At 29.8% G+C, this 13,995-nt stretch carries 15 protein-coding genes (1 of these 15 only partly in view); 4 read left to right on the forward strand and 11 right to left on the reverse strand.

Annotated elements, in window-relative coordinates:
• From mazG to ruvX, 4 genes are all read right to left on the reverse strand, one after another.
• Window positions 1–482: the 5' portion of a nucleoside triphosphate pyrophosphohydrolase gene (gene mazG, locus JL193_RS15495; RefSeq protein WP_207971632.1), read on the reverse strand. Its footprint begins 298 nt before the window's first position; 482 of the gene's 780 nt are visible here — the first part of the coding sequence; the start codon lies at window positions 480–482; its stop codon lies beyond the left edge, outside the window.
• A 63-nt stretch (window positions 483–545) separates the two neighbouring features.
• Window positions 546–965 carry a DUF5606 family protein gene (locus tag JL193_RS15500; protein ID WP_207971633.1) on the reverse strand — a complete coding sequence of 140 codons (420 nt, stop codon included), beginning with the start codon at window positions 963–965 and terminating at the stop codon, window positions 546–548.
• 97 nt (window positions 966–1,062) lie between these two features.
• Window positions 1,063–1,653 carry a peptide deformylase gene (gene def, locus JL193_RS15505; protein ID WP_207971634.1) on the reverse strand — a complete coding sequence of 197 codons (591 nt, stop codon included), beginning with the start codon at window positions 1,651–1,653 and terminating at the stop codon, window positions 1,063–1,065.
• Between the two features lie 53 nt (window positions 1,654–1,706).
• Window positions 1,707–2,117, reverse strand: coding sequence for a Holliday junction resolvase RuvX (gene ruvX / locus JL193_RS15510; protein ID WP_207971635.1), 411 nt, complete (start codon window positions 2,115–2,117; stop codon window positions 1,707–1,709).
• A gap of 103 nt (window positions 2,118–2,220) precedes the next feature.
• Between ruvX and JL193_RS15515 the strand changes: the two genes are divergently transcribed.
• The 3 genes from JL193_RS15515 to JL193_RS15525 all read left to right on the forward strand — a co-directional run bounded on the left by JL193_RS15515 (window position 2,221) and on the right by JL193_RS15525 (window position 4,720).
• Window positions 2,221–3,033, forward strand: a complete 813-nt coding sequence (locus JL193_RS15515; protein ID WP_207971636.1) for a hypothetical protein — start codon at window positions 2,221–2,223, stop codon at window positions 3,031–3,033.
• 100 nt (window positions 3,034–3,133) lie between these two features.
• A complete protein-coding gene (locus JL193_RS15520; RefSeq protein WP_207971637.1) occupies window positions 3,134–3,949 on the forward strand; it encodes a 2,3,4,5-tetrahydropyridine-2,6-dicarboxylate N-succinyltransferase in 816 nt (271 codons plus the stop codon).
• A gap of 15 nt (window positions 3,950–3,964) precedes the next feature.
• Window positions 3,965–4,720 (forward strand): glycosyltransferase family 2 protein, encoded by a 756-nt coding sequence (locus tag JL193_RS15525; protein WP_207971638.1) that lies wholly within the window; start codon window positions 3,965–3,967, stop codon window positions 4,718–4,720.
• Here JL193_RS15525 and JL193_RS15530 read toward each other — a convergent pair.
• Window positions 4,707–5,462, reverse strand: coding sequence for a glycosyltransferase family 25 protein (locus JL193_RS15530; RefSeq protein WP_243456778.1), 756 nt, complete (start codon window positions 5,460–5,462; stop codon window positions 4,707–4,709). The two genes, JL193_RS15525 and JL193_RS15530, sit on opposite strands and share 14 nt — an antisense overlap.
• A complete protein-coding gene (locus tag JL193_RS15535; RefSeq protein WP_207971640.1) occupies window positions 5,459–6,262 on the reverse strand; it encodes an alpha-1,2-fucosyltransferase in 804 nt (267 codons plus the stop codon). Before JL193_RS15535 ends, JL193_RS15530 begins: the two co-directional genes overlap by 4 nt.
• 119 nt (window positions 6,263–6,381) lie before the next feature.
• On the opposite strand from JL193_RS15535, the gene JL193_RS15540 reads away from it, so the two are divergent.
• Window positions 6,382–7,794, forward strand: a complete 1,413-nt coding sequence (locus JL193_RS15540; protein WP_207971641.1) for a CCA tRNA nucleotidyltransferase — start codon at window positions 6,382–6,384, stop codon at window positions 7,792–7,794.
• Here the strand turns inward: JL193_RS15540 and JL193_RS15545 are convergent.
• The 5 genes from JL193_RS15545 to JL193_RS15565 form a co-directional block, all read right to left on the reverse strand.
• Complete coding sequence (locus JL193_RS15545) at window positions 7,780–8,667, reverse strand: DUF6492 family protein (protein ID WP_207971642.1); 888 nt, start codon at window positions 8,665–8,667, stop codon at window positions 7,780–7,782. The genes JL193_RS15540 and JL193_RS15545 overlap by 15 nt on opposite strands.
• Before the next feature lie 17 nt (window positions 8,668–8,684).
• On the reverse strand, window positions 8,685–10,514 hold the full coding sequence (locus tag JL193_RS15550; protein ID WP_207971643.1) for an ABC transporter ATP-binding protein: 1,830 nt from the start codon (window positions 10,512–10,514) through the stop codon (window positions 8,685–8,687).
• Window positions 10,514–12,229 carry a phospho-sugar mutase gene (locus JL193_RS15555; protein WP_207971644.1) on the reverse strand — a complete coding sequence of 572 codons (1,716 nt, stop codon included), beginning with the start codon at window positions 12,227–12,229 and terminating at the stop codon, window positions 10,514–10,516. The genes JL193_RS15550 and JL193_RS15555 overlap by 1 nt, the downstream gene beginning before the upstream one ends.
• A gap of 38 nt (window positions 12,230–12,267) precedes the next feature.
• Window positions 12,268–13,224: a glycosyltransferase family 2 protein gene (locus JL193_RS15560; RefSeq protein ID WP_207971645.1), complete on the reverse strand. Its 957-nt coding sequence runs from the start codon at window positions 13,222–13,224 to the stop codon at window positions 12,268–12,270.
• A gap of 76 nt (window positions 13,225–13,300) precedes the next feature.
• Entirely contained in the window at window positions 13,301–13,819 is a 519-nt protein-coding gene (locus JL193_RS15565; protein WP_207971646.1) for a DUF4199 domain-containing protein, read from the reverse strand.
• Window positions 13,820–13,995 lie beyond the last annotated feature (176 nt).

Genomic DNA, 13,995 nt, shown 5'->3' on the forward strand with positions numbered 1-13,995 from the left:
TTTTCCCAATCGAAACCAACACCAGCTACTTTTTCTTGAATTCTACTTGCTTTAACAACTGCTGGTAAACTTTTTGGGACACCTTCTAAAACAGAATCTTTGCCCTCTTTTAGTTTTAGTTGTTCCCAATTTCGTTTTACATCTTCTTCATTTTCAACTTTTACATCACCATAAATATGTGGATGCCTAGAGACTAATTTATCTGAAATAGAGTTCGCAACATCTGCAATATCAAAGGCTTTTTTCTCGCTTCCTATTTTTGCATAAAAAACAATGTGCAATAAAAGGTCACCTAATTCTTTTTTTATTTCTGGTAAATCGTTGTTAAGAATAGCATCCGCTAATTCGTAAGTTTCTTCGATAGTTAAATGACGTAAGCTTTCTAGGGTTTGTTTTTTGTCCCAAGGACATTGTTCACGAAGCTCGTCCATGATATCTAACAAACGATTAAAAGCGGCTAATTGCTGTTTTCTTGTATTCATTTTTTTATTGAAGTAACAATTAGTAGCTTTTCTAAGCTAAAAACTGAAATTGTTTGCTGAGAATTATTCTGCTTTTATTTCTTCAGAAGTTTCTTCAGTTTTAGAAAAATCCATACCAGATTTTACCAATAAGTTATACCACTGAATTACCTTTTTAATGTTTGAAGTGTAAACTCTTTCATCATCATAATTTGGTAAAACTTCTGCAAAAAAAGCTTCTAGTTTTTTAGCACTTTCTTTGTGAGAAATTGCTTCTTTACCTTCCGTTTTTGTATGCATTGCTTTAAAAACATCTAATAAAGGTAAATCTTCTTCATAGGTATAAATGGCAATGTTTTCTAACAAACTTACGTTTTGTGTAGCGTTAATTGCCAATCTTTTTTTATCTGTTAATGACTCAACAATAATTGCATTTTTAGATTGCGAAATTACTTGGTATAAACCAGGTTTACCTGTAACTGATATAATTTTACTAAATTCCATATGTATATTTTTTGAAATGGCTCCTTGAGCGCAGTAGAGAGGTTGGTTTTATCGAAAACCTATAGTTCTCGACTGCGCTTAAACAGTCATAATTTTTTTATTTACCTTTTTTTAAGTTCGGAAAACGCATTCGATATTCTACGTTAATTTTTCCTTTAGAAATATTGTCTAATTTCTTTTTAATAATTCTTTTTTTTAATGAAGATAATTTGTCTGTAAACAAAATTCCTTCGATATGATCGTATTCGTGCTGAAAAACTCTTGCTGCCAAACCGTCTAGAGTTTCGGTGTGTGTGTTAAAGTTTTCATCTTGATATTGAATGATTATTTTTGGCTGTCGAAAAACATCTTCACGAACATCTGGGATGCTTAAACAACCTTCGTTAAATGCCCATTGATCACCTTCTTCTTCTAAAATTTGAGCATTGATAAATACTTTATTAAAGTTTTTTAATGTTTCTCTTTCTTTTTCAGATAAATCTTCGTCTTCCGAAAAAGGCGAAGCATCTATAATAAATAAACGAATGGCTTTGCCAATTTGTGGAGCCGCCAAACCAACACCAGAAGCATTGTACATGGTTTCCTTCATATTGGTGATTAATTTGTCTAAATCTTTATAGTCTGGTTCTATCTTTACAGCTACTTTTCTTAAAATAGGATCTCCGTAAGCAACAATTGGTAAAATCATTTTCTTAATTTTTTAAAGAATGCAAAAGTACGAAGATTGTAGGTTGTATAAAATTATTTGCTATATAAATACGATTGCAAAATAATTGTGGCACTAATTTTATCTACTAAGGCTTTATTTTTGCGTTGTTTTTTCTTCATTCCACTATCAATTATTGTTTGAAACGCCATTTTAGAGGTAAAACGTTCATCTACTCTTGTTACTGGAATTGAAGGAATTTGTTGTTTTAATTTTTTTAAAAAAGGAAGAATTAAGGCTTCGCTTTCGCTTTCGGAATTGTTCATTTGCTTTGGTTCTCCTACCAAAAAAAGACTTACTTTTTCTTTTTGAATATAATTTTTTAAAAACGGAATTAATTCGGAAGTATCGACCGTAGTTAAACCAGAAGCAATTATTTGCATTTCGTCTGTAACTGCAATTCCTGTTCTTTTTTTTCCAAAATCTATGGCTAAAATTCTTGACATTAATAATTTTTTGGTAAAGATACTTTTAAAATTTCAAAAATAAATAAATCTAAAAATTAGGTTATTATAAGGCTTTTATTTTTTTTTGTATAAAATTTTAATTATGAAACTATTAGCAGTTTTGGTGAATTTTGGTGACGAACAACTTGATTATTTAGAGGAAGTTGTAAGAGAATTAAAAAATTTTAAAAAATACCAAGTAACTGTTATTGTACAATCTAATATCTCTTTAAATATTAAAGGCATTGACGTAGTAAATGTTGTAAAATTAAACAATTACCAACTTTTACCATTAACGTGTAGAGCAGAAATTTGGAAAAGAAAAGATGATTTTGACGTTTTTATTTATGGTGAAAATGACCATCTGTTTTTAGAATCTCATGTAGATAAACATATAGAGTACAGCAAAATTCTCCCAGAAAATAGAGTCTCAGGTCTAATACAAATAGAAAAAAGCACAGAAGGTATTTTTTACGTAGGTTATCATAGCCATTTTGATTGGGATTTTAATTCTGTAGAAGCTCATGGTGGTAAGCAATTTGCATATTTTAACAATACACACCAAGCTACTTTTATATTAACCAAAAAACAGTTAGAAAAAGTAGGAGAAAACATCAATTTTAATAAATTAATTAGGTATAAACCTTCTTATTTAATTAACAATTTGGTAAATTCTTTAAGAAAAAAAGTAGGCAAACCCATTAAAGAGCCCTATAAATATAGCTTAAAGTGTAAAGTAAATACAGATGTTTATGATTTTGGAGGCATGAAAAAATTAATCTGCATTTCAGAATTCAAAGACAATTTAATTCACCATTTACCAAACTTATATATAAAAGGTTTAAAAGGAAGAACAAAATTAAATTCAGATGAAGAAAGAATGAACAATGCTCTTACCAAACTTTTAAATGAATAAAGTACAGATTTTAACAAACCAAAAATATCTGTTTAAAAAATGTATCTTCGCTTTTCGTTTTTACAGATAGATTTATATTTGCAGAAATTAATTTATTACCATGAAAGAAATTAGAGAAATTATAGAATTGGCTTGGGAAAATCGCAATTTACTTAAAGAGCAAAACACCATAGATGCTATTAGAAAAGTAGTTGATTTATTAGATAAAGGAGAATTAAGAGTTGCAGAACCAACAGCAGAAGGCTGGCAAGTAAACGAATGGGTAAAAAAAGCAGTTGTTTTGTATTTCCCAATTCAGAAAATGGAAACTTTAGAGGCAGGTATTTTTGAATATCATGATAAAATTCCGTTAAAGAAAAATTTTGCAGAAAGAGGAGTTAGAGTGGTGCCAAATGCTGTTGCAAGACATGGAGCTTACATTTCTGCTGGTACCATTTTAATGCCAAGCTATGTAAATATTGGGGCTTATGTAGATGAAGGAACCATGGTAGATACATGGGCTACAGTAGGTTCTTGTGCACAAATTGGTAAGAATGTTCATCTTTCTGGAGGTGTAGGAATTGGTGGTGTTTTAGAACCATTACAAGCAGCTCCAGTAATTATAGAAGATGGCGCATTTATTGGCTCTAGATGCATTGTTGTAGAAGGTGTTAGAGTAGAAAAAGAGGCTGTTTTAGGTGCCAATGTGGTATTAACAATGAGTACAAAAATTATAGACGTAACTGGAGACGAGCCTGTAGAAATGAAAGGAAGAGTTCCTGCAAGATCTGTAGTAATTCCAGGAAGCTATACAAAGAAATTTGCGGCAGGAGAATTTAACGTTCCTTGTGCGTTAATTATTGGAAAAAGAAAAGAAAGCACAAATAAGAAAACCTCTTTAAACGACGCCTTACGCGAATACGACGTTGCAGTTTAAGAGTTTTAATAAGCTATGACAAAAATTTCGGCAATTATACCCACACTAAATGAAGAAATTCATATAAAAGATGCAATAAAATCTGTTGGTTTTGCTGATGAAATTATAGTTATCGATTCTTTTAGCACAGACAAAACTGTCGAGATTGCAGAAAAATACAATGTAAAAATCATCAAACGAAAGTTTGATGATTTTTCTTCTCAAAAAAACTTTGCCATCGAGCAAGCGAAACATCCCTGGATTTATGTTTTAGATGCAGACGAAAGAGTAACTCCAAAAGTTGAAAAAGAAATTTTAGAGGCTGTACAAAATCCCCATAAATTTGTTGGTTTTTACGTTCGAAGAACTTTTTATTTTGCAGGAGAAAAAATAAATTATTGTGGTTGGCAAAGAGATAAAGTAGTTCGTTTATTTTTAAAAGAGCACTGCAAATATATAGGTGTTGTTCACGAAACCATTAAAACGACTGGTAAATTAGGTTTTTTTAAACATAAAATAAATCATTTTGGGTACAGAAGTTACGATCATTTTATCGCCAAAATTCATCATTATGCTTCTTTAAAAGCAAAAGATTTACACAAACAAGGTAAAAAAGTAGGGTTGTTTCATATTCTTGTAAAACCTCCTGCGAGATTTTTTATTCATTATATAATTCGATTGGGATTTTTAGACGGTTTTGCAGGAATTATTTTAGCAAAAACTTTAGCGTATTCTGTGCTAACGAGGTATATAAAGTTGTGGCTTTTAAATAAGGGAATTAAAGAAAGTTAGTTTTTTTATAAAAAAAGTAATTACCAATAAATCGATACGTTTTATATGTAATTAACGTGATTAATTGCCAAAAAGGTCGAATAACTTCTCTCAATATTTTCTTGAACTTTGGCATTTTCTTTTGCTGAATCGTAGTTCCACCCACATTTTTATCATTACTACTTACATACCTTTTATTGGTAGTTAAAACAGGCGTTTTATGTTTAAAAACATCTTGTTTTAAAACATCGATAGGAGAATAGTATGTAGTTAAGTTTTTAGAAAGTGTTTCAGCGGCTTTTTTACCAATAATTTGTCCTGTTGTTTGTAATGAAGGAATTAAAAAAGTACTTGTTAATAAATCTGATTTTAACTTAAAAAAACCTTTTCTACCAGAAATATCTAAAAAATCGTTCTTAGAAATTGATTTTAAAAGTGCACTTAAATCTGTAAAAAAATCTTCTGTTAATAAAGCATCATCTTCTAAAACCAACGCAAAATCTTCTTTTTGAGTGGCGATTATTTTCCATAAATCGAAATATGTTTTTGTTAAACCGATTTCGCCATCATTTAAATATGGGTAATGTGTTAAAATATTGTGTTGGTTTTTCGCTTTTTTTAAAAAATCTTGTGACAATTCTTTTCCATAAACTGCTGGCATTCTCGTTAATGGAACATTCAATTTTTTAAATTGATTTTCCATAAAACTCCTGCGCTCCAGACTTTTGTCTAAATTGATGTAATATACTTTGTAAGAACTCATATTTTTATCCAATTTTCGCAGGCAATTTCATTTTCTTTATTTACAAACCATTGTTTTGGAGCAATTATTGTTTTGTTTTCAAATGTATTTAACCAAGCTCCCCACCAAGAAAAACTACTATTCGCAGTAATATTATGGTTGCAGATACTCATTAAATACATGTCTTCGTGAGGAATTGTTTTATGATCGATATAAATAGCGTTTTCTAATGTTAAGTTTTCTTTCGTCCAAGAAATATCATCAGAAAAAATAAAAAAATGTACTTCTTTATGCTCTTTTTTAATCAATTTAATGGCTTTTTCATAGTAGTCTAAACTACAAGTTCCATGAACGGTATTTGCTTTTTTATCGGAAACGTAATCTCCTCTTCGAATATGTAAAGAACAACTTGTATTCGCTTCTAAAATCTGTTTCTTATAGTTTTTTGTTGATGTAGAAAGTTCATCAATAATTGTAAATTGCTCTAATAAAATAGTTCTTATTTCTGAAAAATATTTTTCTGTTTGGAAATATCCCTTTACATATTTGTTTCCTTTTAAAGATTTTAAAGAAGCGTCAAATAATAAGCTTTTTTCTTTTTTATGCTGAAAAAAAGTGATTTTTGACATTAAATTAGTAAAGTTCGAGGCATATTTTAAATCAATTTTATATTTGTCTAAATGATAACCACCATGTAATTTGTATTTTTTAAAAGCAGAAACATCTAATTTTACAGTACAACCTTGCTGTTCTAATGCTTTTGCATATGCATATTGAAACATCTGATTTCCTAAACCACCAAGAATTCTAACAATTATCATTTTTAATAGAATCTTTTAAAAGATAAAAACAAAAGTACAAATGTTCTTATAATTTTCTTTCATCAATTTTATGTTTAAAGGAATATAAACAATAAATTTGCCATCACTTTTTAATAATTATGAATTACAAAGAAGCCATATCTTCAGAAATTTTCACAATCATTTCAAAAGCCTCTAAACAATTAGCTATAGAAAGCTACGTTATTGGTGGTTTTGTACGTGATTTTTTGTTAAAAAGAGGAAATGCAAAAGACATAGATGTTGTTGCAGTTGGCAGTGGAATTGATTTGGCCTTAAAAGTTTCTTCGTTATTGCCAAACAAACCCAAAGTACAGGTTTTTAAAACTTACGGAACTGCAATGTTGCGTTTTAAAGATATTGAAATAGAGTTTGTGGGTGCCAGAAAAGAATCTTATTCAGAAGAAAGTAGAAACCCTGAAGTTACTGAAGGAACATTGCAAGACGACCAAAATAGGCGAGATTTTACCATAAATGCATTGGCTTTAAGTTTAAATGAAACCAATTTTGGAGAATTGTTAGATCCGTTTAACGGAATAGAAGATTTAGAAAACAAAATTATTAGAACACCTCTAGATCCAGATATTACGTATTCAGATGATCCTTTAAGAATGATGCGTGCCATTCGTTTTGCAACGCAACTGCATTTTAAAATCGAAAAACATTCGCTAAAAGCAATTTCTAAAAATTCTGAGAGGTTAAAAATAATTACGCGCGAACGAATTGTAGATGAGCTACATAAAATATTAGCTTCTCCTAAACCTTCTATTGGGTTTTTATTGTTGTATAAAACGCGTTTATTACATCAAATTCTTCCAGAGATTGTCGCTTTAAAAGGAGTAGAGGAAGTAGAAGGGCAAAAACATAAAGACAATTTTTACCACACGTTCGAAGTGGTAGATAATATTGCTAAAAACACCGACAATGTTTGGCTACGTTGGGCAGCTTTATTGCACGATATTGGAAAAGCACCCACTAAAAAATTCAGTAAAAAAGTAGGATGGACTTTCCATGCCCACGAATTTGTGGGTTCTAAAATGGTTTACAAAATATTTAAACGTTTAAAAATGCCATTGAATAACAAAATGAAATTTGTTCAAAAAATGGTGTTGCTAAGTTCGAGACCCATTGTATTGGCAAGTGAAGTTACAGATTCTGCAGTAAGGCGTTTAATTTTTGATGCTGGCGAAGATATCGATTCTTTAATGACGCTTTGCGAAGCAGATATTACCACAAAAAACCCAAAGAAATTTAAGCGCTATCATCAAAATTTTGAGTTGGTTCGTACTAAAATAAAAGAGGTAGAAGAAAGAGATAGAGTACGCAATTTTCAACCACCCATTTCGGGTGAAGAAATTATGACAGCTTTCAACTTAAAACCTTGTAGAGAAATTGGTCAAATAAAAGAAGCGATTAAAGAAGCGATTTTAGATGGAAAAATTCCTAATGAACACAAAGCCTGTTACGATTTTATGATTGAAAAAGGAAAGGAATTGGGGTTAAAAAGAGATTAAAGTTTTAGAAGAGCTTTTAGATTTTTTTATAATTCCAATAAATAAAGAAAAAAAGATTGCTACTACTCTAATTGGTAAAGGGGTGTATTTTTTATGCCATTGTTCGAAAGACATGTAATCATAGACATAGGAAAATAATTTTAACCCTTTTTCACTTGGTTGTTTTCCAAGAAATCTGACTCCTTTTCTTGTTTTATTAAGATTTCTTATTATAAAACGTTCTTTATAAAACTTTGAAACATAATTACCATAAGTTTCGTATTCACTAAATCCACTTTTTTCTAAATTTACTGAATCGATTTTATCTAAAACATCAAACCACCAATTTTTATTTTTGGAAATTTTCAGCAACATTTCTTTTACGATTTCTTTATCGAACACTAAATATTCTGCTATAAAAGAAAAATTTACTTGCTTTTTTAATCCGATAAGTTTTTCTAAAGTTATAAAATAAGGTTTATGATGTTCTTTTGTTTTCTCTAAGAAAACTTTATCGTCTTTTGAAATAAATTGAATAGGCTTTAAAGCGACTGCATCTGCATCCCAGACCAAATATAGATTTGTTATAAAATTTAATTTAGAAATACTTAATTTTAGAAATTGTTGAAAATACCAGCCAGCTCTATTATAATCTACATTTCTTTTTTTAAAATATTCTTGGATATTATTTAAAATTAATCCATCTAAAATTTTATTCTCATCTAAGCAAATAACAGTATTTCCAAGAGCATTTTTTATAGCTTCGAAATTATCTTTTTTAGTAACGATGTAAATGTTATTAAAAGAAATATTTTTTATTAAAGAAGGAATGGTGTTATTAATAGCAAGTGAGAGTAAATTGGATTTTAGAGGAATTATAAGATCTAACTTCATTGGAACGCTATATACGATTAGGTTAAACTTTGCATCGTAACCAATTTAAAATATTCGCCTTTTGCGGCTAATAAATCTTCATGTTTACCTTGTTCTACAATTTTTCCTTTTTTCATTACTACGATTTTATCTGCTTTTTGTATCGTTGATAACCTGTGTGCAATTACTAAAGAAGTTCTGTTTTGCATCATTTTTTCCAAAGCAACTTGTACCAATTGTTCAGACTCTGTGTCTAGGGCAGAAGTGGCTTCATCAAGAATCATAATGGGTGGATTTTTTAAAACCGCTCTCGCAATAGACAAACGTTGTTTTTGTCCGCCAGAAATGGTATTTCCACTATCTCCAATATTATTATGAAATTGCTCTGGTAAATCTTTTATAAATTCATAGGCATTTGCAATTTTAGAGGCTTCTAAAATTTGTGCTTCTGTTGCATTTTGTGCTCCTAATTTAATATTGTTTTCAATCGTATCATTAAATAAAATTGAGTCTTGAGAAACAATGCCCATTAAATCTCGTAAAGATTTTTTAGTGATGTTTTTAATATTTTCGCCATCGATAAAGATTTCGCCTTTATTTACATCATAAAAACGGGTAATTAAATTGGCTAAGGTCGATTTTCCACTTCCAGATTGGCCCACCAAAGCAACAGTTTCTCCTTTATTAATGGTTAAAGAAAAGTCTTTTAAAACATACTCTTTTTTGTATTTAAAAGAAATGTTTTTAAACTCAATTTTATCTGTAAAGTTCTGTTTTACAATAGCATTTGGTTTGTCTTTAATACTGTTTTCGGTATTTAAAACACTCATAATTCTTTCTGCAGAAGCTTCGCCTTTTTGGATATTATAAAAAGTAGTGGTAATTAATTTAATCGGATTTAAAACCGTATAAAACAACACAATATATCCCATAAATTCATCGGGTTGTAGTGCACTTGTTTTCGATAAAACTTCGGTACCTCCATACCACAGAATGGCAATTATGGTGGCAGATCCTAAAAATTCACTCATTGGAGATGCTAAAGACTGTCTATGGAAAACACTCGTCATTAATTGCTTAAAACTATTTGTAGAGTTGTTAAATTTCTTTTCAATTACATTTTCGGCATTAAAACCTTTTATAATTCTTAAACCCGTTAGGGTTTCTTCAATAAACGATAAAAAATTTCCGGTTTCTTTTTGAGCTTTTACAGAATTTGCTTTTAATTTTTTACTGATAGAAGAAATTATAAAACCAGAAACGGGTAGTAAAATAAACACAAAAAGTGTTAATTTTACACTCATAAATAGCATAATACTTATAGAAATTACAACAGTTAATGGTTCTCTTACCATCACTTCTATAGATGTTAAAATAGAATTTTCTACTTCTTGCACGTCAGAGGTCATTCTTGCAATAATATCTCCTTTTCTTTTTTCTGAAAAATAAGCAATTGGCAATTCTATAATTTTACTGTATAATTTATCGCGCAAATCTTTTACAATTCCTGTTCTTAAAAATGTAATTACATAAGAGGCTAAATAGCGAAATAAATTTTTAAGAAAAAATAAAGATAATGCTAGTAAACAAATAAATAATAAGGTGTTTATTTCTCCATTAGTTTCGATTTTTTGAGAAATAAAATGATAAAAATTTTCTTTTAAAAAGGTGCCTATTTTAGTAATTCCTTCGTAGGTTGGTTTGCTTGTTACTTTTTTATCGGTCTCAAAAAGAATTCTTAAGACAGGAATAAAGGCTAAAACAGAAAGAACATTAAAAATCGCATATAGAATATTAAAGAGAATGTTTAAGACAGTAAACTTTCTATACTTTTTTTCGTACTTTAAAATGTCTTTAAAATAACCCATTAATTCAGTTTCATTTCTTTAATAATTCGTTGAATTTTGGCATCTAATTTAGTTTCTATTTTTGCTGCATTTTCCTTAGCATCTAACGAAGCATTTACACTAAAATAAAACTTAATTTTTGGTTCAGTGCCACTTGGTCTTGCAGCAATTCTGGTTCCTTTTTCTGTTTGATAAATTAAAACATTCGACTTTGGCAAATCGATTGTTGTTTCTTTTCCAGTAATTAGGTTTTTTCGAATAGAAGCATCGTAATCTGTAAGCGTTTCTATTTTTTCTCCATCTATTTCAGTTAAAGGGTTGTTACGCATGTCACTTAACATTTGCTGAATTTCGGCAGCACCATCCATTCCCTTTTTGGTAATCGAAATTAAATGTTCTTTGTAAAAACGGTTATTTACGTAAATGTCTAATAATTCTTCATAAAAAGAACTACCATTTTGTTTTGCTAGAGCCGCAACTTCACAAGCTAAAAGCGTTGCAGTTACTGCATCTTTATCTCTTACGAAATCGCCTACCATGTATCCAAAACTTTCTTCTCCACCACCAATAAAATCAAGTTCAGGAAAATCACGCACCATTTTAGCAATCCATTTAAAACCTGTTAAACCAACTTTGGTTTCTACGTTATAATTTGTAGCTAAATCATTTACTAATTCTGTTGAAACGATGGTTGACCCTACAAATTGTTTTCCGTTAATTTTGCCTTCTTCTTTCCATTTTCGTAACAAAAACTCTGTCATAACCACCATGGTTTGGTTTCCGTTCATCAGTTTTATGTTGCCTTCTAAATCTCTTACAGCAACTCCTAATCTATCACAATCTGGGTCTGTACCAATCACAATATCTGCACCTATTTTATTGGCCAAATCAGTTGCTATTTTTAAGGCTTCTGGTTCTTCTGGATTTGGTGATTTTACGGTTGGAAAATCGCCATTTGGTTCTTTTTGTTCTTCTACAATATGCACATCTGTATAACCTGCTTTTTCTAAAGCATTTGGTACAGAAACGATAGAAGTTCCATGTAAAGAAGTAAAAACTATTTTTAAGTTTTTACGATTTATATTGTTAGAAAGTTTTCCGTTTTTTACAGAAGCTTCAATAAAAGCATCATCTACTTTTTTACCAATAAATTCAATTAAATTTTCATTCGCTTCAAATTTAATTTCCGAAAAATCTAACGAATTTACTTCATTAATAATACCACTATCGTGTGGAGGAACAATTTGCCCACCATCTGCCCAATAAACTTTGTAACCATTGTATTCTGGTGGATTGTGAGAAGCTGTTAATACAATACCAGCATCGCAATTTAAATGGCGAACTGCAAAAGACAACTCTGGTGTTGGACGTAAATTTTCGAAAAGAAAAACTTTTATTTTGTTTGCAGATAAAACATTTGCAACAATTTTAGCGAACTTTTTACTATTATGCCTACAATCGTAAGCAATAGCTACTTTAAGTTGTTCTTTTTGTACGTTTTTATTTAAATAATTAGACAAACCTTGGGTGGCTCTACCTAAGGTATATTTATTAATTCTATTGGTTCCTGCGCCCATAACTCCACGCATTCCACCAGTTCCAAACTCCATATCTTTATAGAAGCGGTCTGCTAAATCTGGGGAGTTAGATTTTATTAATTGTTTAATTTCGGCTTGCGTTTCTGCATCAAACGTGGCAGATAGCCACTGTTTTGCTTTGTCTAAGATTTCGCTCATTTTAGTTGGTTTTTGCTTCTAAAATACAAATATACATTTTAGAAGTTGAGTTTTTCTTTTATTAAATAGTGTTTTTCGTTGCTTTTGGTCTTTATTATTAATTCGCCAATAAAACCAGCTAAAAATAGTAAAGTTCCTAAAATCATAGAAGTTAGGGCAATGTAAAACCAAGGATTGTCGGTCACTAAAATAGTTTTAATACCATTATAGAGTTTGTACAATTTTAAAACACCAATATAAAATGCACTTGTAGTTCCAAAAAGAAACATAAGAGTTCCCCAAAGACCAAAGAAGTGCATGGGTCTTTTTCCGAATTTAGATAAAAAAGAAATGGTAATTAAATCGAGAAAACCATTTATAAATCGGTCCATCCCGAATTTTGTAACACCGTATTTTCTAGCTTGATGTTGCACTATTTTTTCTCCAATTTTGGTAAAACCTTCGTTTTTTGCTAAAACAGGAATGTATCTGTGCATTTCTCCACTTACTTTTACGGTTTTAATTACTTCTTTTTTGTAGGCTTTTAAACCACAATTAAAGTCGTGTAATTTTAAGCCTGAAGTTTTTCTTGCTGCCGCATTAAATAATTTCGAAGGAATGTTTTTTGTAATTACATTATCGTAACGTTTCTTTTTCCAGCCAGAGATAAGGTCGAAATTTTCTTTTATAATGAGGTTGTATAATTCAGGAATTTCTTCTGGATTGTCTTGTAGGTCTGCATCCATTGTAATTACCACATTTCCTTGTGCCAATTCGAAACCCGCATCTAAGGCTTGTGATTTGCCATAGTTTTTTTGAAAACGAATTCCTTTTACAGACTTGTTTTTTTCTGATAGTTTTTCGATAACCTTCCAAGAAGTATCTGTACTACCATCGTCGATAAAAATAATTTCATATAAATAACGATTGGATTGCATAACTTTTGCAATCCAATCGTGTAATTCTTGTAAAGATTCTTCTTCGTTAAGAAGTGGTATTACTACCGAAATTTCCATATATAAGGTTCAGAGTTCTTAAATCGATTGTTCAAAGTTACTATTTTATTAAACATGGAACAACGAACTTTAAGTTTTAGTATGTTTCTTCTTCTGAATGTTTCATTATTGCAGATGTAATTGCAGAAAAGATAAATCCTAAAACAAGCCCACCAATTACCATTCCTCCAAATAAAGATAGGTAAAAATAATCTTCCGTCATTTGTTTAGAAATATCTATTTGATCTTGAGACATTCCTGCATCTTGCCATTGAACTATCGATTTTTCTATGATTTGATTTTTGAATTCAGGCTCTATAAAAGAGGTAAATAAATACGTGTATATTGCTGAAATAATTACTCCAATTAAAACTACACCTATACCAATTTTAACACCTTGCCCCCAAGACATAAAACCTCCATTATCAAATTTAAATTTTTTCGTAGCTAAAACAATAAAAGCAATCATAATAACAAAACCTATAAGTGATGTTGCTATACCTTGCTCTAAATGTTGACCTAAAGCATACATTATTAAACTAAAAATTACTGATACAACACCGTAATATAATCCATAATTTAAAATTATACTTTTACTACTTGCTTGATTTTCCATTTTTTTACTGAATTTAGTTAGTGATACAAATATATTGATTTCGTTGAAATAGTATCGAAAATTTATTTTTATTTAAAAAACTACATCAACAATTTATTAGTATTCAAAGATTTAAAAATGTTACAAAAAATTTAAGGTTTTTTTAATTGTTAAAATAAAAATCTATTGTAAATTTG

The organism is Polaribacter batillariae (assembly GCF_017498485.1).
Taxonomy (GTDB): domain Bacteria; phylum Bacteroidota; class Bacteroidia; order Flavobacteriales; family Flavobacteriaceae; genus Polaribacter; species Polaribacter batillariae.

Coding starts and splice junctions, on each gene's coding strand:
- JL193_RS15500 (WP_207971633.1), bottom strand. CDS start 965: ATGGAATTTAGTAAAATTATATCAGTTACAGGTAAACCTGGTTTATAC.
- def (WP_207971634.1), bottom strand. CDS start 1,653: ATGATTTTACCAATTGTTGCTTACGGAGATCCTATTTTAAGAAAAGTA.
- ruvX (WP_207971635.1), bottom strand. CDS start 2,117: ATGTCAAGAATTTTAGCCATAGATTTTGGAAAAAAAAGAACAGGAATT.
- JL193_RS15515 (WP_207971636.1), top strand. CDS start 2,221: ATGAAACTATTAGCAGTTTTGGTGAATTTTGGTGACGAACAACTTGAT.
- JL193_RS15520 (WP_207971637.1), top strand. CDS start 3,134: ATGAAAGAAATTAGAGAAATTATAGAATTGGCTTGGGAAAATCGCAAT.
- JL193_RS15525 (WP_207971638.1), top strand. CDS start 3,965: ATGACAAAAATTTCGGCAATTATACCCACACTAAATGAAGAAATTCAT.
- JL193_RS15530 (WP_243456778.1), bottom strand. CDS start 5,462: ATGAGTTCTTACAAAGTATATTACATCAATTTAGACAAAAGTCTGGAG.
- JL193_RS15535 (WP_207971640.1), bottom strand. CDS start 6,262: ATGATAATTGTTAGAATTCTTGGTGGTTTAGGAAATCAGATGTTTCAA.
- JL193_RS15540 (WP_207971641.1), top strand. CDS start 6,382: ATGAATTACAAAGAAGCCATATCTTCAGAAATTTTCACAATCATTTCA.
- JL193_RS15545 (WP_207971642.1), bottom strand. CDS start 8,667: ATGAAGTTAGATCTTATAATTCCTCTAAAATCCAATTTACTCTCACTT.
- JL193_RS15550 (WP_207971643.1), bottom strand. CDS start 10,514: ATGGGTTATTTTAAAGACATTTTAAAGTACGAAAAAAAGTATAGAAAG.
- JL193_RS15555 (WP_207971644.1), bottom strand. CDS start 12,229: ATGAGCGAAATCTTAGACAAAGCAAAACAGTGGCTATCTGCCACGTTT.
- JL193_RS15560 (WP_207971645.1), bottom strand. CDS start 13,224: ATGGAAATTTCGGTAGTAATACCACTTCTTAACGAAGAAGAATCTTTA.
- JL193_RS15565 (WP_207971646.1), bottom strand. CDS start 13,819: ATGGAAAATCAAGCAAGTAGTAAAAGTATAATTTTAAATTATGGATTA.